Raw genomic sequence first — 18,638 nt, 5'->3', positions numbered from 1 at the left:
GAGTAAAGAGTAAAGAGTAAAGAGTAAAGAGTAAAGAGTAAAGAGTAAAGAGTAAAGAGTAAAGAGTAAAGAGTAAAGAGTAAAGAGTAAAGAGTAAAGAGTGAAGAGTGAAGAGTAAAGAGAATGGAAAATAGAAGGAAGGGCATAGATGTGTTTAATACCCTTTAGAAATATAAAATAATCCGATTTTTTAACTTCTTTGGAGAGGGCTGGGATGAGGGAAACAAAAAACTGTTTTATATTTCAAATGGTATAAATCTGTGGAATTAGGGTGAAATTTTTTAGATAAAGTAATCACACTAGTAACTCGACAACAGTGCGTTGCTCTCCCTCAGTGATTTGCTACGCCTGTTCGCTATCGCTCGAGTCTCCTTTCGTCGAAATGACAAAAAATCCGTGTTTTCGCTTAGCGAATCTGTGTCATCAGTGTTCCGTTACTCAGTTTTCAAAACATAATTCTTAATCACAAATAAATCCTCAAAACCCAGCCTTGTATATATGTCTTTGCCCATTGCAGATGCTTGCAACAAAGCATATTCGATATTAGAATCAATTGCTAAATTAAGAGCAGACTTCATGATTTCTTCGGCAAAACCTTTTCTTCGCATTTCCGGAATTACACCAACACCATGAATTCCAATATTATTTCCGGTTTGGAATAACATGCAAGTTCCAATTGGCTGATTTTCCAAAGAAAACAAATAGAATTGAACATTCTCGTTATTTTGAACCAGGATTTCTTTGCTGATTACATAACCAAATGCATCAGGATAAATATCCGTCCATATTTTGGCATCTTCATTATTTAAAACGCGTTTACAACTGAGATTATTTTGCTGTTCAAATTTTTGATCCAGTTTCAGTGACATGCCGACCTGTTCTGTTTTTTTGGTTAAACCTTTATTTTCCAGGATTTCATAAGAATTGGTTCCGAAGATATCCAAATACGGAAGTACCAACCCCGAATTAGATTGCATGGTTTCAATCGCTTTTTCAGCATCGTTTTCGGTAATATCCTGACAAAACCACAACTTATTGGGCCAGCCGGAATTTTCGATTTTGCAATATTCGAAAGCGTCGTTTTTATGATAGGCAAGAAAAGGAATTCCAACAGTTTTCCATAAACCGGTAAGATTGTTTATGTTGCCTTCGATAAGAGATTTATTTTTCATTTCAGGAGTAATTATAGAAATATAAAACAAAGATAAGTCTCGTTTTTATCGAAAACCTTTACATATGTTGATTTACAAATCTTTTTCCAGTGCTTTTCTGATTCGGCTTAATTGTGTTGGCGTGATTCCTAAATGTGAAGCGATATGATGCAATGCAATTCTTTCGGAGATATCAGGATACTTGGATAACAATTGAAGATATCTTTCAGTTGCGTTTTCCATAACCAATGAAATTTCCCTCTGTTCTTTTTCGATTACCCAGTTTTTTTCTAAATAAGCAATATAAAAGTTTTTTAAATCCTCATTTTGGAAAATCAATTCACGATATTTTTTATAATTTATTTTTAGAAGAATAGCATCTTCTAGCGCTTCAATTGCAAATTCAGAAGGTGTTTTTTGCAATGATGAAGCCATTGATCCGGCAAAATCGCCTTCCAGAAAAATATTTTTGTTGTAGCTATTTCCTGTTGCGTCTGTAATAAAAGCCCTTGCACAACCTTGGGCGATGAAATAAATTTCTGTTGCAATTTGCCCGTTTCCTAAAAGTAATTCTCCTTTTTTGGCTGATTGAAATTCAATACTATTTTCAATTAATTGCCAGGAAGTTTCCGAAATAGGAGCGTAGCTGTTGAAAGTTAGTTTTAGGTTGTTGAGGTATTTTTCTTTATTCAGCGTCATTTTTCCTGAAGGTTTTTTAGCTTATCAAAAGTAAAGAAATAAGCGCATAAATTTTACTGAATTTCTTTGAGCAGAACAAAAACAGGAATAAAAAATCCGTTTAAATCCGCGTCTTCGCTTAGCGAATCCGCGTCATCCGCGTACCATGACAAAAATAAAAAACACTGCAAAACCTAAGTCTTACAGCGCTTTCAAAAAATAAATAATAATTAAAACGGGTATTATCTCCAGCCTCCGCCCAATGCCCGGTATAAATCGGTATTGGCAGAAAGTTGTTCTCTTTTCATGTTCGCCAGTTCTAACTCGCTTTGCAATAAATTTGCTTGCGCAGATAAAACTTCAAGGTATTCCGCCATTCCGTTTTTGAATAACAAATTCGAATTTTTAATGGCTTGTTGCAATGTTTTTACTCGTTCTTGTAAAAAAGCTTCCTGTTGTTCTAATTTCTCCACTTTTACCAAAGCATCAGCTACTTCGCTAACGGCAACCAGAACGGATTGTCTAAAATTTAAAACCGCTTTTTCTCTTTCTGCAACGGCAATATTGTATTGTGTCCTTACTCTTTTATTATTGAGCAAAGGCTGTGTTAAACCTCCGGCAACAGTTCCGAATAATGAAGCCGGAATGTTGAACCAACTGCTGGTTTCGAACGAATTTAATCCTCCCTGAGCGGTAATTTTAAGCGAAGGATACAAATCGGCTTTTGTGATTCCAACATTTGCATTGGCTACTTTTAAAGCCAATTCAGCACTTTTTACATCCGGTCTTCTGCTTACTAAGGATGACGGAATTCCGATAGATGCGTTATCCTTCACTTCAAGTGAACTTAAACGAATCGTTCTCTCTTTCGAATTTGGAAAAGAGCCTGTCAAAACACTCAATGCATTTTCCTGAATCGCAATATTTTGTTCCAATAACGGAATCAATTGTGCGGCACTTAATTTCTGTGCTTCCGATTGTTGAATCCCTAATGATGTCACTTGTCCGGCATCAAATTTTAATTTGATAATGTTCGTTGTACTGTCATTCAATTTCAGGTTTTGTCTGGCAATTTCTAATTGCGCATCCAACATTAAAAGATTATAATATCCTTTAGAAACATTCGCTACTATATTAGTCTGCAATGCCTTTTTTACTTCTTCAGATTGAAGGTAAGTGGCAAAAGCACCTTGTTTTTGACTTCTGATTTTTCCCCAGATATCAGCTTCCCAGGAAAGGGAAACTCCGGCAGAATAATCATCAATGTGTTTTTGACCTAAAGCCTGATTCAGGTTCATTCCGGTAAAACTATTGTCAGATGGGTTGCTGGTACTGGCATTTACAAACAAATTAGCCTGAGGCACATTTCCCCATTTCGATTGTGTAAATCTGTATTGAGCGATTTCAATGTTTTTAACAGCGATTTGCAAATCGTTATTTCTGGCGACTGCACTATCAATTAACTGGATAATATCTTTTTCTGTAAAGAAATTTTTCCACTCCAAATCGGCGATACTTGTCGTATCTGTTGAAACCGATGCATTCCTGAAATTCTCAGGAAATGCATCTTTTGGAGTTTCAATATCCTTCGAAACGGTACAGGATAGTACTGTGACGATCAAAATAGCGATCATCACAATTTTGGTTATATACTTTTTCATTTTATATGTTGTCATTAAATTTCTTTACAAGTATCTTTTCTGGTTTCAAGATCTCTTGAAATTTTATAGGATATGTAGGCGATGCCAATAATAATGGTCACCAGTATTGTCGTTATATAATTTTCCATTTTTATTTTTCTTCGTTATGAATTACGGCAACGGGTTTTCCGGAAGCCTTTTCTTGTAAATGTTGAAATACGATGAATAAAACCGGGATGATCAACAACCCCAGAATTACTCCTGAAAGCATACCTCCGGCGGCACCAATACTAATGGAGTGGTTACCCTGAGCTGACGGTCCTGTAGCACTCATCATCGGAATTAATCCCACAACAAAAGCAAGAGATGTCATGATAATTGGTCGTAAACGTAGTTTCGCAGCATCTATAGAAGCTTTGACCAATGACTGGCCGGATTTTCGTTTTTGAACGGCAAACTCGACAATCAGGATGGCATTTTTGGACAACAGTCCTATCAGCATGACAAGGGCAACTTGTACGTAAATGTTGTTTTCAATTCCGGTCAGGCCGATGGCTACGAAAACTCCAAATATACCTGCAGGAATTGAAAAGATTACTGCTAACGGCAAAATGTAACTTTCATACTGTGCGGCAAGTAAGAAATAGATAAATATCAAACACAGTAAGAAAATTGTTGCCGACTGACCTCCCGAAGAAATTTCTTCACGGGTTTGTCCTGAGAACTCAAATCCGTAACCCGCAGGTAATTGTTGTGCTGCTACTTCTTCGATTGCTTTAATGGCATCTCCGGAACTAAATCCGGGTTTCGGAATCGCATTAATCGAAATCGAATTAAATAAGTTATACCTCGAAGCTGTTTCAGAACCATAAATACGGGTCAGTTTTACCAAAGTATTGATCGGAACCATTTCACCATTTTTGTTTTTCACATATACACGATCAATCGCTGACGGATCTGCCCTGTCGGCAATATCAGCCTGAACAACCACTCTGTAATATTTACCAAATCGGTTAAAGTCGGATGCCTGTGCGCTACCAAAGTAAGCCTGCATGGTTTGCAGAATATCTTTGACCTTTACACCCAATTGATCTGCTTTGGCATCATTAATATCCAATTGCAATTGAGGATAATCAGCTTTGAAACTGGTAAAAGCTACAGCAATTTCCGGACGTTTCATCAATTCTCCAATAAAGTTTTGAGAGATACCGCTAAACTTATCCAGTTTTCCTCCGGTTTTATCCTGAAGAACCAAATCTAAAGCCTCAACGTTACTGAAACCAGGAACGGTTGGGAAACTAAATACGAAGAAACTTCCACCTGAAATTTCGCCTAACTTGCCACGAACCAGATTCATAATTTCGTCGATATTTTTAACATCGCCACGTTCTTCATTTGGTTTAAGCAATACGAAAACAACTGCTGATGACGGACTTGTAGAATTCGTCAATAAGTTGAAACCTGAAATAGCGGTTACAAATCGTGAAGCATCCAAACCTCGTAAAGTGTTTTCTGCATCGGTCATTACTTTTTGGGTTCCGTCAAGAGATGTTCCGGATGGTGTATTTACCGCAATCGCAATAAATCCCTGATCTTCTGTTGGTATAAATCCTGAAGGCGTAGTTTTAACCATTACAACCGTAGCGAACGTAATTAAAGCCAATCCGCCTAAACTAACCCATTTGTTACGAATTAAGAATTTTAATCCGCCTACATAACGGTTGGTTAAAGAGTTAAAACTATTGTTGAATCCGGTAAAGAATTTCTCTTTAAAACCTTTTTTAACGTATGGAGTATTTCCATCGTGATTTGTGTGATTATCTTTTAAGAATAAAGCGGCCAGGGCAGGACTTAAAGTCAAAGCGTTAACAGCTGAAATTACAATTGCAATAGCCATTGTAAAAGCAAACTGACGATAGAAAACTCCGGTTGAACCTTCCATAAAACCAACCGGAAGGAATACAGCAGCCATTACCAGCGTAATCGAGATAATAGCACCCGTAATTTCGTGCATTGCTTCATGTGTTGCCACTTTTGGAGACAAATGTTTATGCTCCATTTTAGCATGCACGGCCTCGACGACCACAATGGCATCATCAACCACAATACCAATCGCCAGAATTAAAGCGAATAATGTCAATAAGTTAATCGAGAATCCGAATAACTGCATGAAAAAGAACGTACCTAAAATCGCTACCGGAACTGCAATGGCCGGAATTAAGGTTGATCTAAAATCCTGCAAAAAGATAAAAACCACAATAAATACCAATATAAAAGCTTCTATCAAAGTATGTTTCACCTGATCTATCGATTGATCCAGAGATACTTTTGTACTATAAAAAATATTGTGTTTGATACCCGGTGGAAAATCTTTAGAGGCTTTCACCATCAATTTATTAATCGCAACCTGAATATCATTTGAGTTAGAACCTGCCAACTGAATAACACCAATTACGATTCCTTTTTTACCATTTAAACGTGTCAAACTGTTATAAGAATAAGCACCCAATTCCACTCGGGCAACATCTTTTAAGCGAAGAACAGAACCATCAGCATTAGAACGAATCGCAATATTTTGATAATCCTCTGGTTTGGTTAGTTTTCCTTTGTATTTAATTACGTATTCAAAAACTTCTTTACTTCTCTCTCCAAATTTACCCGGGGCTGCTTCCAGACTTTTGTCCTGAATGGCTGCCATAACTTCATTGGGCGTAACCTGATAAGTTGACATTTGAGTTGGGTTTAACCAAACTCGCATCGAGTAATCTTTAACTCCACCAAAAATACTGGCGGCACCAACTCCCGGAATACGTTTGATCTCCGGAATAATATTAATCTGCGCATAATTGGCAACAAAAGTCTGATCATATTTGGCTTCATCATCGGTATACATACCAATCGCCATGATAAAACTGTTTTGCTGTTTTGCAGTCGTTACACCTTGCTGCACAACCTCTGCGGGCAACTGGCTTGTAGCTTGTGCAACCCTGTTCTGCACGTTAACAGCAGCCTGATCAGCATCAGTTCCCAGTTTAAAGAAAACGGTAATGGCTAAAGTACCATCGTTACTTGCCGTTGAACTCATGTACGTCATGTTCTCAACACCATTTATAGATTCTTCCAGAGAAGGCGCGACAGAGCGCAAGACCGTTTCTGCGTTTGCTCCCGGATATACTGCCGTTACCAAAACCGATGGTGGTGCAATATCAGGAAACTGTTGTAAAGGCAACTTCGTAAGACCAAGTATACCTAATATTACCAATAAAATGGAAATAACGGTTGCCAGTACAGGTCTTTGTATAAATATTTTGAACATTGTCGTAAAAATTATTTTTTGTTAATGATTTGGGCAACTTTGGCAGTTGTTTTTTCAGGCTGAATAACCTGACCTTCCTGAAGTTTGTCGATACCGCTTAATACAATTTGGTCACCGGATTTTACACCATCTTTAATCAGATAGTTGGTACCGCTTTTTCCAACAACCGTAATAGGCATTTTGTTCACCTTGTTATCTTTTCCTACGGTGAAAACAAAAATCTTATCCTGCATTTCAACCGTAGCCGATTGTGGAATCAAAATAGCATCGTCATGCTGCACTCCTAATCGAATTTTCCCTGTATTTCCAGAGCGTAAAGTCCCGTTTTTATTAGGGAAAGTTGCCCTAACGGTAATGGCCCCGGTGTTTTTATCAAACTGTCCATCAACCATATCGATTTTTCCTAATTGTGGGTAATCTGAATTATCGGCAAGAACCAGAGTAACCGGAGGTAATTTTTTGATTTTATCGCCAAGAGTATTTCCGGCATAAGCTGATTTGAATTTGATAAAATCGGTTTCGCCTAATGAGAAATAAGCATACACTTCGTGCACATCTGATAAGTTGGTTAACGGTTCAATATCAGTTGCTGCTACTAAACTGCCTTGTTTTTTTGGTAATCTTCCAATGTAACCACTTACCGGGGCTGTCACATTAGTATATCCTAAATTAATTTTGGCAGATGCTACCATTGCTCTAGCCTGTTCGATATTGGCAGCTGCAATTTTTTGAGAAGCTTTAGCCGTTTTTAACTGATAATCAGAAACGACTTTGTTCTGAACCAAAGGTGTTAATTTATCAACTTCCAACTGAGCGTTGATTAAAGCCGCTTCAGAAGCATGGAGACTAGCCAATGCATTGTTTAATTGCTCACGGTATGGTCTTTCGTTGATTTTGAATAGCGATTGGCCTTTAGAAACATACGCACCTTCATCTACCAAAACGCGGTCAAGGTTTCCATTTACCTGTGGACGAATTTCAACATCTACTGTTCCTTGTATCGAAGCAGGATATTCAGTATCAGTAATCGTATTTTCACTTGTGATGGCTGCAACAGGTAATACTGGAGCGGGTGGAGCCGGGGCTTGCGATTTATCGGCACAACTGCTAAGTACCAGTGCCAGAATAAAGCTGGTTATAATTACATTTTTCATTTTTCTATTGATTTTAATTTGTTGGACATTTTCGTTTTTAAAATTTTTATTTCGGGTATGCCGTGGATTCATGTTTAATTCTATTAAATTTTCTAACATTGTTAAGTAAAGTGATGCAAAAAATCAAATAAAAGTGCTTTCCAATTCTGTTTCATAATCGGTATTAAATTATTTATCGTTGTTAAGTAATGAGCTAAAAAGAGCTTGTATTTATGTTAATTAAATTATTTATCACTGTTAAGTTAAGGAGTAAAAAAAAGGATTACCTATTAAATCATTTATCACTGTTAAGTTAAAATGAAATTTTTTTTATTGTATTGATTTTATGATTCCACCAATTGCATCTTTTAGAATTTGGTTGTTGATCGTTTCCATTACGTCACTTTTGTTGATGATATTAATCGCAATTAAACCATGAATGACAGAAAAGAAAGTAAAATATTTTTGTTTGATCACTTCTTCAGTCGGGTTACTGTTTTTCATGATTTCAGCAATGACCGAAGTAAACAGCTTATAGGGTGTTTTAGCAGCATCACATTGTTCAGAACAGCAGTTCATTTGCACACCAAACATCACCTGGTACATTTCGGTATCCGTAAAGGCAAAATCCCAATAGGCCATCCACATGGCTTCCAGTTGCTCTTCGGGTTTTTCAAATTTAGATTTAGCTTCCTCAAGCTCTTTACCTAATTTAATGAAACCTTTACCCGTTAATTCTCTTAAAATAGCATCTTTGTTCGAGAAGTATTCGTAAATAATAGGGGCAGTGTATTCAATCTTGTCAGCAATTTTTCGCATACTCAGACCGTGCCATCCTTCTTCCTTGACGATAGCATACGAAGCTTCAAGAATATTATTTCTTGTCTCTTCTTTTTGTCTTAAAATACGATCTTTACTAGCCATTTTGATTAAGTATTAAATTGTTTAACACCGTTAGGCAAATGTAGGGTGGTTTTTTTAATTATAATAGAATTTAATTATAATTTTTTCTTATCGTTGTATAGATGAGTAATAAAAAGCTGGAAAAGCTAAGTAATAATAAGGAATTAATTAAATAATTATTTTTTAAGGAGCAGAGGTTTTCGCATTTAAAAGACCATTTGTCCCGCTGTCCACTATATCTTTTATGGCAAACCCCGCCATAAAAGGATGCCGTTTCCATCTGGGCTAAAGAAAGACATTTTTAATACCAAGAATAATAAGTAAATATTTTCTTACTTTTGTTTAAGTTTCTTACCTTTAACTTTTTAAAATCCAAAAAAAGTAATTTTGAAAACTATTTAAGATAGTAATTCTGCTATCTTTGTAAAACATTACATAGTGAAGTCAAGAGAATTTATTAGAGAAGCTATACGAAATGGCTGGGTGTTCTTAAGACAAGGTAAGGGAAGCCATGAGATTTATCAAAAAAAGGGTAAACAAATTGTGATTCCCAATCATGGATCAAAAGAAATTGGGAAAGGATTAGAACAGAAATTAAGAAAAGAGATGGGACTTTAACGTCTCAAAAAATATTAGAGTATGAAAACAATTAAGATTATTATCGAAAGAAACGAAGATGGGTTTTGGGGTTATGCTGAAAATGAAAAAGCAATTGTTGGAGGAGGCGATACAGTTCAGGAATGTAAACAAGATATATTAGATTGTATTGAAACTTTAAAAGAGTTAGATGAAGATAATAGGCCAGCCTTTTTAGAAAAAGAATATGAGTTAGTTTATAAGTTCGACACTGCTAGTTTATTAAACTATTACAAAGGAATATTTACAAACTCAGCACTTGAACGAATAACAGGTATAAACCAAAAGCAAATTCAGCATTACGCATCGGGTCATAGGAATCCAAGATTAGCACAGCGTATAAAAATAGAAAATGCCTTACATAATTTAGGAAAAGAACTTTTAGCGGTAGAATTGTGAACTTTAGAGTTACCTTTTTTTGTATTATTACGAAAATAAATAAAATGAAAACATCATCAATAATAAAAATTGCGATTGTTACCCTAATTACACAATCATTTCAGGCTCAGGAAACAAAAAAAGAAACAACACCAAGTGACCAGAAATATACGATTGAAAATTGTATCAATCATTTTGAATTAGACAAAGCCACAAAAACCAAAGTAGGGTATCAATATTGGTTTGCCGATAAAAACTTCACTCAGGAGAACACACTTAAAATGAGCATAGTAGAACCCGGAAAATCAACCCACGCCCCACACCATCATCCGGAAGAAGAGTTCTTTTATATCCTCGAAGGTACTGCCGAATTCTTTCTTGACGGAAAAACGGTAACGGCCGGACCAAACACTAGTTTTTATTGTCCGCCCAATGCTGAGCACGGCATTAGCAACGTTGGAAAGACTGATTTGAAGTATTTGGTAATTAAGAAGGATTTGAGGTAAAACTTCCTTGTAAAAAAAGCGAAAACATAGCTTAGATAGTGCCCGATCGTCCTGATTTATACCGAAATAATTCTAAGGCTCTTTGAAGTCTTGGCCGGTTGTAACGCTGGAGAAGAATTGGATAAAAGTTGAGAATTACATTTAAAAATAATAACCATAAAGATGCGACAAATGTAAATTTTAGGGAAACATAGATCGTAAAGCCAAAAACAATAAAGAAGATGATCAGATGTCCTAACTCAGATTGTTTTGTGCGATACTCTAAAAGCAACAAAGCCTCCAAATCATTTTTAACCGGATTTGATTTTTTATTAAGTTTTTCCCAGCCGACTAAAACGAGTAGTTTCCTAAAAAGATTTATCCCGAAGGTTTCATATATTTTCCCTTTGTTTTCCCAATCTTTCGTTTTATAATAATTTGAGCCAAATTTGGATTTTAAAGTTTCGGTAAACATCAAAACACACATCATCAGCATAAAGTTTAAAATCCATGCAAACAGAAAACCTGTAACTCCAATATATTTTACAATTCCATAAGTCAATCCTATAGTGACAAGAATGATCAAACCGAGATGTATTTTTTTTCTCATAGATTTTAAATTTCAGGTTTTAAAATGATGTATAAAAGTTGTAGCTGTTGTGCGTTCGTATTTTTATAGACACTTGTTTAGTCCACCTTTTTAGCATTCATAATTTTCCCCATATTCAATGTCAAACTATCAATATGCCCATTTTCATCGCTATTAAAAGTAAACTGAGCTGTAATTATCTTACTGTAAAATCTATTTTGTGCCATTGGATATACAGTTGTAATGCTTTCGCCTGTTCCTTGTATATACAATTGCCCTTTGTCTTCGGTTACTGTAAAAGAATAATTTTCATTTAACTGATATCTTCCCAAATAGGTTTTAAGAACTTCTGGCGCAATTTTTACTTCAGTAATCAGATCAGTTGTCTCAATGTTTAATTTTTTCAAAACCTTTATTGCATTTGCATTATCTGGATTTAATGTTACTGATTTTTTATAATTATCGATAGCTTTAACCGTATCTTTTTGCAATAGATAAATTTCACCTAGACTGTCATAAACATTTGAAGAATTTGGATTTAGTGCTACATTAAATTTGAAAATGGAGAAAGCATTTGCTAATTTATTTTCGTTTAGGTATTTGTAACCCAATTCGTTAATAGCAGCATCATCCATCACAAATTGATTTGGATTAGATTTTATAGATGTGATTGTTAAAGAAATAGCATCGTCTACAGAGTTTGTTTGTAACGCTTTTTGAAATTCTGAAAAAACAGTTATCTTAGGTAATTCGTAAGGTTTAGAAGCTAATATATTTTCTATTGTAACATTCAGAATCCCAGTATGGATGGCATTTCCAGAATTCGTAAGCCAGATGTAAGTTTGTTTCTTATCTAAATTCCTCATGATAAATGTGCGGTACCCGAAATCACTCCCCGAATGGTATACGGATTTCTTTTCTGGAATAAGAAACCAACCAAATCCGTAATTAGACAATGAACCGTTATTTAAAACTACAGGAGTAAATGCTTCCTCAATTGTTTTCTTAGAAACTAATTTCTCTGTATATAAAGCTTGATCCCACAAAAACAAATCATCAACGTTTGAAAACATACTTGTAGAACCAGTATGTGAAACTGTGTAATCATCAAGTTCACCAATAACAGAATAACCCAAAGCCCTATTTTTTAAATTAATATTTGATGTATCACCAATCAAACTATTTTTCATTTTTAATGGTTTAAAAATATTTTCTTTCAAAAATTCCGCTAAGGACATTTTCGAAACTTTTTCTATAATCAAACCCAACATAACATAACCACCATTATTATAGACATATTGCTCTCCAACATTGGCGTCTAACGCTTCTCTTTCCTCAATTATTTGTAAAATTTCTGCATTTGTCAAGTTATCTTTATTAGCGAATGGCTGATATAAAGGCATACCCGAAGTATTATTTAGTAAATTTCGTATCGTAATATCTTTCCCGTAACTTGGAAATTCAGGAAAGTATTTGGTGATTTTATCATCATAGGACAGACTATTTCGTTCCTTTAACATCATAATTCCCATAGCAGTAAATTGCTTAGAAACGGATGCCAAATCAAAACAAAATTCTGGTTTTAATAACTGTTTTGTTCCTTTATTTGCATATCCAAAAGCTTTACGATAAATCACTTTTCCGTTTTCAACAATTAAAACACTTCCATTGAAGATACCACTTAAATTAGCTTGATTCATTAATTTGTCCAATTCTGCAGTTTTATTTTGTCCTACAGCATTTGTTAGAGTAGTTAATAGAATAATCATGTTTAAAAAAAATATTTTTGCAACTGACGGACTTGTTTTTTTCTTCATAGTGATTTTTAATGTGGATTATAGTTTTTTAGATTTAGTTAAAAGGACGCACAACTTGTATATACACAAAAAAAACTTCGGCAATCAACCCAAAATTGGATATAAACGCAAAGGTCTGTTTCGCATATTCTTTTCAAATATATTTATTTTTTCTTACAAATTGGTAAGAGAAATTTTGAAAATATTAATTATGTGATAAAATGGTAAATAGTATCATTTTAAATCACCAACTAATTTATTTTCCTGTCTGCAGGCCTAAAGTACCACGACAGAAAAGTCAGCGCTAGCAATAATGCCGGCCCAAAATATTCCACAGCACCATCCCCAACCGCAAAATGAGAAAAAATAGCACCCGTCATCAAAAAGAAAAACCCGGCATAAGTCCATTCCTTCAATAATCCTGTTTTCGGAAGAAGAATGGCAGCCGTGCCTAACAATTTCCAAATACCAATAATAGTCAGGAAGTAAACCGGGTAACCTAAATGTAAACTGGTTTTGTCTACTTCCTCTTTCATTTTGATAAGCTGTACGATTCCGGTTGAAACCATTCCTAATGCTAACCAAACGGTAGCTATCCAATAAATAATTTTATTTCTTTTTGTCATGTGTAATTACTTTAGTGATGATACAATTTCCTGAAGTCGGTTATGGGCTATATTGATGCCTTGCGCGAATGGCATTTTTAGCAATTGGTCTCTAAATTCGATGGACTTAAATACCAATTGCATGGTAAGTCTGCTGGTCGTGTCAGTCAGTTTTTCAAATTCGAGGTATTCCAACTGAACCGGAAATGGTGTGTTCTCCATTTCAAACGTCCTTGTGATTTTTTTGTTTTCAACAAATTCATGGATGACACCGTTTGCCTTGAATACCACATTTCCTTCGTAGGATGTTTCAAAGGCATAGCTTCCGTGTTTTTTGCTTTCGAGTTTCAACACTTTTGTTCCCATCCATTGTTCAAGAAGTTCCGCTTCTGAGTAGGCTTTGAAAACCAATTCAACAGGCAGGTCAAATTCTCTGGTTATGGTTAATTCCTGTTTGCCGTCTTCGGCATGTACTTTTGTTTTTTCTTCCATGCTATTCTTTTTTATAATTTTTCATGACTTCCTCCAATTTATTGAATTTCGTATCCCACATTTGACGGAAAGGTTCCAGAAATTCGGCTATCTCTTTCATTTTATTTGGGTTAAAATGATAATAAATTTCCCTGCCTTGCTGCTCTTGCCGTAGTAATTCACATTCGGTCAGGATTTGCAAATGTTTTGACACCGTAGGTCTTGCAGTATCAAAGTTAGAAGCAATGGCACCGGCAGTCATCGATTGTGTCGTTAGCAACAAAAGGATTGATCTTCTGGTAGGATCGGCTATGGCCTGAAATACGTCTCGTCTTAAGTTCATTATGAAGTTATTTGACTACAAATATAAATGTAGTTATTTAACTACGCAAATTTTCATGTGATTTTTTGATGATATTTTGGAAAGGAGGAGAGTGGTTACGAATATCTAGAAAGCATCCAATTTACAATTATCATTCAGGCCTGCCATTTTGTAATCTCTTCTTTTACTTCAGTTATAAGTAAATCGACATTGTAACATAGCTTGTGTTTGCCGACTTTTTCTTTGACATCATCTAATGTCTGGAGCAGCAGTTTTTCAATTATTTTTTTTCTTTCAGTTTCTGAAGCGGCTGCATATTCTTCTCCAAAAAAGGCTTCTGCTTTATATTCCTTTGTCTTAGGATAATAGGTTCCTTTTAAAAAAGAGGTAGCCGTTTTGTCATTAGATACAGCGGTTAGGTAACGAATTGAAATCTTGTCAATTCCTTCTCCATATAAATCTGTATGGAGAGTGTGGTCAAAACGATTTCTAAGATCTAATAATTGCGGAAACAGTATATCTCGTTCAATTTTGGAATGAAGAGGATAAGTTCCGCCAAACGTAATGGGATTGACTTTTTGCTTGTTTCTTTGATCTGAGAGTTCCGGTACATTCACTTCTTCAAATTCAGTTTTTGGATAATCTTGCCAGGCTATATCTTGTTTTTCCGGGACATCAGGATTAAAATGATAACTTGGATTGCTATACACAAATCCATTTTTTCTTTTTGTCCAGCTGGCACTTAAAAAGCGAAGTTCTTTTTTATTATTCCGAAGTTCGGTATTCCAATTGCTGCCGTTTTTACAGCAAATAGCATCAACTCTTTCTAAATTTTCCCAGCCAATAATAGATAATGCTTCGCAGATTCGTACAAGCTTATTCCATTCTTTTGCCGTTTTATATTCTGTTAAATTTTTAAATTCATTTTCAAGAAATTTACTTATTTCGGATTTTTCGAATAATTTCAAAAAGGAGGTCAGTTCATCGATGGTTTTGAAATCGTAAATTTTTTCCATTTTAAGTTGAAATCAGGTTTATAAAATTTTTGCAAGTAATACCAGCAGCCAGAATATGCTGATTATTTTATTCCCCTAACGTTCATCTCCAACGTATAAACAGCTTTACCGGCAGTAATAAATAAGGTTTTGAATTTTTTTCCTCCAAAACACACATTCGCTGTCCAGGGTTCCTTAACATCAATATGGGCAATTTTTTCTCCTTTTGGATTAAATACCGTAACTCCTTTTCCTGTTAAGTAGAGATTTCCTGCTTCGTCGATCGTGATTCCATCAGAACCTGATTCCGTAAAAAGCGTTTTTTCACTCAAAGAACCATCATTGTTGATTGTATAAGAATAGGTTTTGTTGGCTTCGATATCTGCTACATACAACACTTTCCCATCCGAAGTTCCGATAATGCCATTGGGTTTTACCAGATCATCAGCAACGTTGGTAATTTTAGATTTGTCAGGAGATAAATAATACACACATTCTTTCTCTATTTCTTTTGAGGTATGTGTCCAGTACTCTCTTTTATAAAAAGGATCTGTAAAGTAAATACCGCCTTTAGGATCAACCCAAAGATCATTGGGACCATTCAGCCTTTTTCCTTCAAAGTCGTTTACCAATACCGCAACATTTTTGTTTTGATCGATCTTCCAAATTTCATTTTTTTCATCGGCGCAAGCCAAAAGGTTACCTTCGTGATCGAAATACAAGCCATTTGATCTTCCGGCATTTTCCATATAGACAGAAAGCTCACCATTGGTTGACCATTTTATGATTTTATTATTAGGCTGATCGGTAAAGAATACATTGCCTTTTTTATCTGCTACAGGTCCTTCTGTAAAGCTGTACTGATCTGATAGTTTCGTGAGAACTGCGCCTTTTGCTATTAGGTTGTGTTTTTTATTTTCTGACATCTGAGAATATATAAAATTTGTAAACGTGAAAGAAATAACAAATATAAGGAGTGATTTTATTTTAAATTGGGGATGATTCATAACGAAAGGTTTAATTATTGAATAGAAGTTTAGACAAAGTTTTTCTCAAACAATTTACAAATTTCTTTTGTTACTTTCAATCGTAATGAACTCAGGTAGATAATCTGGAGTACATTCTTTTGAAACCATTTGACCTTTGTACAGTCCTGTTTTTTCACCAAGAGCAATGCAACGACTTCGATACTTTTTCTCATAAACCCCAATCCAGCCAGTTGTAAAATTCATTGCCCATTGTACTTCTGCCGATTCTTTTTCAATTCTGTTTTCGATTTTAGAAAGCAGTTCTTCGCTGTTGGGTTGTATTTGCCCTGTCCAGCGCAAGCGGGCCTGATAATACCAATAAATTCGTCTTTTAAGTGATGATGGATTTTCTTCCCAAGTCTCCATTAAAGCAATTGTCTTTTGTCTTTGGTGAGTTGGTTTGCCATTAACCAATCTATTAGCTGAAGTTTTTCATTTTGGCTGTACTGGTTAATGTCACTGACTAAATTGTCAATCACTTCTTCAGTAAGAAATTTTTTGTCCATTATCAGGATTGCCAATTGTCGGACAAAAAAATGTTTCGATGACCAAAGTTCCATTGCTAACTGGTGGTCTTTTTTTATGTCTTTGGCAATGGTTCGTAAGTCGCCCAGTTTGGTATTCTTCCCGGTAATTTGTGTAATTATATTTTCTGCTTTCGTTGAAAGTTTCATTTCGATATAGTTATTGGGTTAAACGATTTTTGTAACGTTACGGAGTCTGCGTGGTTGCTAAATCCGTAACGGGATTCTTTCTATTAAGATAAAAATTTCTTGCGAAACATAGACTTAATTTACCACAAAATTCGAAATTTTCATAAACGACTGTTAACAGCAGGCCTTAATATTAAGGACTGTATTTTTTTATAAACTCCTTAGCATCACTTATATTTTTTGGATAATTTACTTTTAAAAAGATACCTTTTTCTATTTGTTCATAAACTGCTTGAAACTTAAAACCATTTTCAACTAGTAGTTTTACCATTTCCCAATTTTTTGTATCAGATTTTTTAGGAGGTTTGAATTTATGATTTACCAGAATCATTTTTTTACCACATTGTGGACAATTAGATTCTACTTGATTTTCATAATCATTTCCTTTACTATATGAAGTTCTACATTCTAAGCAGATATTTTTATATCCCATTTTTATACAAACTTTGGAAATATTTTATGATTTTGATTGGCAACTTGTTCCTAACGTTTTGCAACTACCCCGCTGCTCAAAGTCTTCAGACTTTACTTCTTTTTTCAAATGTTCTTAAAACTGTAAATCTAATAAAAGTCTCCTGACTTTTCCGTGAGCGTCTTAGGAATTCAACACCTTTGTTGATACTTTAGTTTTTTTACAACTCTTTAATCGCATACCTTACAAAGGCATACCCATTAAAAGTCAGGAGACTTTTGACACTTTTATGGATTTTGCAACAAGATTTTAAAAATTGCGCAAAGTCTGAAAAGACTTTGCGCAGCGGGGGCCGTCTACTCGATTGTTAGATGTTTTTTAATAGTAAATTATTTTTCTTTCAATGACAGTATATAATTCACCTTCGTATATTCTAATTTTCTTTATCCAATTATTTTGACTGTCAAAAAAGTATTTTACAGTTTCAGTAGTAGTTTTCTTTGTGTTTGACATATATTGATTAATTTCTGTAACGTTACCAAAACTGTCATATTTTCGTTTTTCAATTGAATTAAGAACTCCATCTTTTTCATAAACTTTTTGTTCTATTAAGTCATTTAAGTTATTGAACTTATTTATTACTTTAAAATTTAAAGTTTCGTCCTCATTATTATAGATAATTTCACTGATGTTATTATTTTCATCAAATCTATAAGTTTCATTAAATTTATATCCTTTTATTATTACTGGTTCATTTCCATTTAAAAAAGTCTTATAAGTTTTTTGTTTAATTGACCCTTCAAGGTCTAACAAATTAATGCTTATAATGTTTCCAATTTTGTCAAATTGAATTAAGCTATTGAAATCATAAATATCATTCATTGAGTTTTCTGACATTATTTCGCCAAATTTTTCAATTGCTTTAAAACCTCTTTGTTCTATTGTTTTAATAGCTCCTTTCAATTTTAATTTGTCTTTATCACTTTTTTGATTTATTTGCGAATAGATATTATTCATCGTAAGTAATAAAAAAAATGCAAGTAAAGTTTTTTTCATTAAGCTATTTTTATGTATTTATGGATTTCTACATTGTTTATTACAATTACCATATTTCCATTATTAAGATTTTCTAATTTAGAAACACATTCTTCTAAACTATTAAAATGGTAGTATCTTTTTTTATTAATTAATTGTCCAATAGAAGTATATAATCTCCATTTGGTCTCATTTCTTTTGCCTATGTAACCATAGTTGGTTTTAAAATTAAAAGTTATTAAATAAAAGTTGGTATTTGTAACTTGTTGATTCTTTTTATCTTTAATACATCCAACATTTATAATTCCATCTTTAACTAAATAAACGTTATTCATTATTATAATTTTAAGTT

21 protein-coding genes are annotated in these 18,638 nt (G+C 34.3%); 3 read left to right on the top strand and 18 right to left on the bottom strand.

All coding sequences use genetic code 11. The features are described 5' to 3' along the window. Nucleotides 1-434: 434 nt before the first annotated feature. From J2W48_RS14515 to J2W48_RS14490, 6 genes are all read right to left on the bottom strand, one after another. Nucleotides 435-1,172 (bottom strand): GNAT family N-acetyltransferase, encoded by a 738-nt coding sequence (locus J2W48_RS14515; RefSeq protein WP_310282356.1) that lies wholly within the window; start codon nt 1,170-1,172, stop codon nt 435-437. A 72-nt stretch (nt 1,173-1,244) separates the two neighbouring features. Next, nucleotides 1,245-1,850: a Crp/Fnr family transcriptional regulator gene (locus tag J2W48_RS14510; RefSeq protein ID WP_310282355.1), complete on the bottom strand. Its 606-nt coding sequence runs from the start codon at nt 1,848-1,850 to the stop codon at nt 1,245-1,247. Nucleotides 1,851-2,071: 221 nt separating this feature from the next. Beyond that, a complete protein-coding gene (locus J2W48_RS14505; RefSeq protein ID WP_310282354.1) occupies nt 2,072-3,490 on the bottom strand; it encodes a TolC family protein in 1,419 nt (472 codons plus the stop codon). Nucleotides 3,491-3,620: 130 nt separating this feature from the next. Beyond that, complete coding sequence (locus tag J2W48_RS14500; RefSeq protein WP_310282353.1) at nt 3,621-6,785, bottom strand: efflux RND transporter permease subunit; 3,165 nt, start codon at nt 6,783-6,785, stop codon at nt 3,621-3,623. Nucleotides 6,786-6,796: 11 nt separating this feature from the next. Continuing rightward, a complete protein-coding gene (locus J2W48_RS14495; protein ID WP_475690762.1) occupies nt 6,797-7,939 on the bottom strand; it encodes an efflux RND transporter periplasmic adaptor subunit in 1,143 nt (380 codons plus the stop codon). A gap of 309 nt (nt 7,940-8,248) precedes the next feature. Beyond that, entirely contained in the window at nt 8,249-8,842 is a 594-nt protein-coding gene (locus J2W48_RS14490; protein WP_310282351.1) for a TetR/AcrR family transcriptional regulator, read from the bottom strand. A 417-nt stretch (nt 8,843-9,259) separates the two neighbouring features. Between J2W48_RS14490 and J2W48_RS14485 the strand changes: the two genes are divergently transcribed. Genes J2W48_RS14485 through J2W48_RS14475 form a run of 3 tightly spaced genes read left to right on the top strand, consistent with a single transcriptional unit; the run spans nt 9,260 to nt 10,341 of the window. Then, nucleotides 9,260-9,439, top strand: a complete 180-nt coding sequence (locus J2W48_RS14485) for a type II toxin-antitoxin system HicA family toxin (RefSeq protein ID WP_310282350.1) — start codon at nt 9,260-9,262, stop codon at nt 9,437-9,439. Between the two features lie 21 nt (nt 9,440-9,460). Further along, a complete protein-coding gene (locus J2W48_RS14480) occupies nt 9,461-9,856 on the top strand; it encodes a type II toxin-antitoxin system HicB family antitoxin (RefSeq protein WP_310282349.1) in 396 nt (131 codons plus the stop codon). 44 nt (nt 9,857-9,900) lie between these two features. Continuing rightward, nucleotides 9,901-10,341, top strand: a complete 441-nt coding sequence (locus tag J2W48_RS14475; RefSeq protein ID WP_310282348.1) for a cupin domain-containing protein — start codon at nt 9,901-9,903, stop codon at nt 10,339-10,341. Between the two features lie 31 nt (nt 10,342-10,372). On the opposite strand, the gene J2W48_RS14470 is transcribed toward J2W48_RS14475, so the two are convergent. The 12 genes from J2W48_RS14470 to J2W48_RS14415 form a co-directional block, all read right to left on the bottom strand. Next, nucleotides 10,373-10,930, bottom strand: a complete 558-nt coding sequence (locus J2W48_RS14470; protein ID WP_310282347.1) for a glycosyl-4,4'-diaponeurosporenoate acyltransferase CrtO family protein — start codon at nt 10,928-10,930, stop codon at nt 10,373-10,375. A 77-nt stretch (nt 10,931-11,007) separates the two neighbouring features. Next, nucleotides 11,008-12,678, bottom strand: a complete 1,671-nt coding sequence (locus tag J2W48_RS14465) for a serine hydrolase (RefSeq protein ID WP_310282346.1) — start codon at nt 12,676-12,678, stop codon at nt 11,008-11,010. A gap of 278 nt (nt 12,679-12,956) precedes the next feature. After that, nucleotides 12,957-13,331 (bottom strand): DoxX family protein, encoded by a 375-nt coding sequence (locus J2W48_RS14460; protein ID WP_310282345.1) that lies wholly within the window; start codon nt 13,329-13,331, stop codon nt 12,957-12,959. A 6-nt stretch (nt 13,332-13,337) separates the two neighbouring features. Next, nucleotides 13,338-13,802 carry an SRPBCC family protein gene (locus J2W48_RS14455; protein ID WP_310282344.1) on the bottom strand — a complete coding sequence of 155 codons (465 nt, stop codon included), beginning with the start codon at nt 13,800-13,802 and terminating at the stop codon, nt 13,338-13,340. 1 nt (nt 13,803) lies between these two features. Then, a complete protein-coding gene (locus J2W48_RS14450) occupies nt 13,804-14,124 on the bottom strand; it encodes an ArsR/SmtB family transcription factor (RefSeq protein ID WP_310282343.1) in 321 nt (106 codons plus the stop codon). Nucleotides 14,125-14,258: 134 nt separating this feature from the next. Continuing rightward, entirely contained in the window at nt 14,259-15,119 is an 861-nt protein-coding gene (locus J2W48_RS14445) for a hypothetical protein (RefSeq protein ID WP_310282342.1), read from the bottom strand. Nucleotides 15,120-15,181: 62 nt separating this feature from the next. Continuing rightward, complete coding sequence (locus J2W48_RS14440; RefSeq protein ID WP_310282341.1) at nt 15,182-16,024, bottom strand: SMP-30/gluconolactonase/LRE family protein; 843 nt, start codon at nt 16,022-16,024, stop codon at nt 15,182-15,184. A gap of 135 nt (nt 16,025-16,159) precedes the next feature. Beyond that, the gene (locus J2W48_RS14435; RefSeq protein ID WP_310282340.1) at nt 16,160-16,492 is read right to left on the bottom strand and encodes a DNA alkylation repair protein; all 333 of its coding nucleotides are present in this window, start codon (nt 16,490-16,492) and stop codon (nt 16,160-16,162) included. Further along, complete coding sequence (locus J2W48_RS14430; RefSeq protein WP_310282339.1) at nt 16,492-16,800, bottom strand: hypothetical protein; 309 nt, start codon at nt 16,798-16,800, stop codon at nt 16,492-16,494. Before J2W48_RS14430 ends, J2W48_RS14435 begins: the two co-directional genes overlap by 1 nt. 172 nt (nt 16,801-16,972) lie before the next feature. Further along, nucleotides 16,973-17,272 (bottom strand): hypothetical protein, encoded by a 300-nt coding sequence (locus J2W48_RS14425; protein WP_310282338.1) that lies wholly within the window; start codon nt 17,270-17,272, stop codon nt 16,973-16,975. A 357-nt stretch (nt 17,273-17,629) separates the two neighbouring features. Beyond that, on the bottom strand, nt 17,630-18,307 hold the full coding sequence (locus tag J2W48_RS14420; RefSeq protein ID WP_310282337.1) for a hypothetical protein: 678 nt from the start codon (nt 18,305-18,307) through the stop codon (nt 17,630-17,632). Continuing rightward, nucleotides 18,307-18,621 (bottom strand): hypothetical protein, encoded by a 315-nt coding sequence (locus tag J2W48_RS14415; RefSeq protein ID WP_310282336.1) that lies wholly within the window; start codon nt 18,619-18,621, stop codon nt 18,307-18,309. The genes J2W48_RS14420 and J2W48_RS14415 overlap by 1 nt, the downstream gene beginning before the upstream one ends. Nucleotides 18,622-18,638 lie beyond the last annotated feature (17 nt).

The sequence above is a fragment of the Flavobacterium piscis genome, from assembly GCF_031457575.1.
Taxonomy (GTDB): domain Bacteria; phylum Bacteroidota; class Bacteroidia; order Flavobacteriales; family Flavobacteriaceae; genus Flavobacterium; species Flavobacterium piscis_A.
This window is presented reverse-complemented; position numbering and strand designations above follow the sequence as displayed.

Excerpts from the sequence above, each read along its gene's own strand:
- J2W48_RS14515 (WP_310282356.1), bottom strand. The coding sequence starts at position 1,172 with ATGAAAAATAAATCTCTTATCGAAGGCAACATAAACAATCTTACCGGT.
- J2W48_RS14510 (WP_310282355.1), bottom strand. The coding sequence starts at position 1,850 with ATGACGCTGAATAAAGAAAAATACCTCAACAACCTAAAACTAACTTTC.
- J2W48_RS14505 (WP_310282354.1), bottom strand. The coding sequence starts at position 3,490 with ATGAAAAAGTATATAACCAAAATTGTGATGATCGCTATTTTGATCGTC.
- J2W48_RS14500 (WP_310282353.1), bottom strand. The coding sequence starts at position 6,785 with ATGTTCAAAATATTTATACAAAGACCTGTACTGGCAACCGTTATTTCC.
- J2W48_RS14495 (WP_475690762.1), bottom strand. The coding sequence starts at position 7,939 with ATGAAAAATGTAATTATAACCAGCTTTATTCTGGCACTGGTACTTAGC.
- J2W48_RS14490 (WP_310282351.1), bottom strand. The coding sequence starts at position 8,842 with ATGGCTAGTAAAGATCGTATTTTAAGACAAAAAGAAGAGACAAGAAAT.
- J2W48_RS14480 (WP_310282349.1), top strand. The coding sequence starts at position 9,461 with ATGAAAACAATTAAGATTATTATCGAAAGAAACGAAGATGGGTTTTGG.
- J2W48_RS14475 (WP_310282348.1), top strand. The coding sequence starts at position 9,901 with ATGAAAACATCATCAATAATAAAAATTGCGATTGTTACCCTAATTACA.
- J2W48_RS14470 (WP_310282347.1), bottom strand. The coding sequence starts at position 10,930 with ATGAGAAAAAAAATACATCTCGGTTTGATCATTCTTGTCACTATAGGA.
- J2W48_RS14465 (WP_310282346.1), bottom strand. The coding sequence starts at position 12,678 with ATGATTATTCTATTAACTACTCTAACAAATGCTGTAGGACAAAATAAA.
- J2W48_RS14460 (WP_310282345.1), bottom strand. The coding sequence starts at position 13,331 with ATGACAAAAAGAAATAAAATTATTTATTGGATAGCTACCGTTTGGTTA.
- J2W48_RS14455 (WP_310282344.1), bottom strand. The coding sequence starts at position 13,802 with ATGGAAGAAAAAACAAAAGTACATGCCGAAGACGGCAAACAGGAATTA.
- J2W48_RS14450 (WP_310282343.1), bottom strand. The coding sequence starts at position 14,124 with ATGAACTTAAGACGAGACGTATTTCAGGCCATAGCCGATCCTACCAGA.
- J2W48_RS14445 (WP_310282342.1), bottom strand. The coding sequence starts at position 15,119 with ATGGAAAAAATTTACGATTTCAAAACCATCGATGAACTGACCTCCTTT.
- J2W48_RS14440 (WP_310282341.1), bottom strand. The coding sequence starts at position 16,024 with ATGTCAGAAAATAAAAAACACAACCTAATAGCAAAAGGCGCAGTTCTC.
- J2W48_RS14435 (WP_310282340.1), bottom strand. The coding sequence starts at position 16,492 with ATGGAGACTTGGGAAGAAAATCCATCATCACTTAAAAGACGAATTTAT.
- J2W48_RS14430 (WP_310282339.1), bottom strand. The coding sequence starts at position 16,800 with ATGAAACTTTCAACGAAAGCAGAAAATATAATTACACAAATTACCGGG.
- J2W48_RS14425 (WP_310282338.1), bottom strand. The coding sequence starts at position 17,272 with ATGGGATATAAAAATATCTGCTTAGAATGTAGAACTTCATATAGTAAA.
- J2W48_RS14420 (WP_310282337.1), bottom strand. The coding sequence starts at position 18,307 with ATGAAAAAAACTTTACTTGCATTTTTTTTATTACTTACGATGAATAAT.
- J2W48_RS14415 (WP_310282336.1), bottom strand. The coding sequence starts at position 18,621 with ATGAATAACGTTTATTTAGTTAAAGATGGAATTATAAATGTTGGATGT.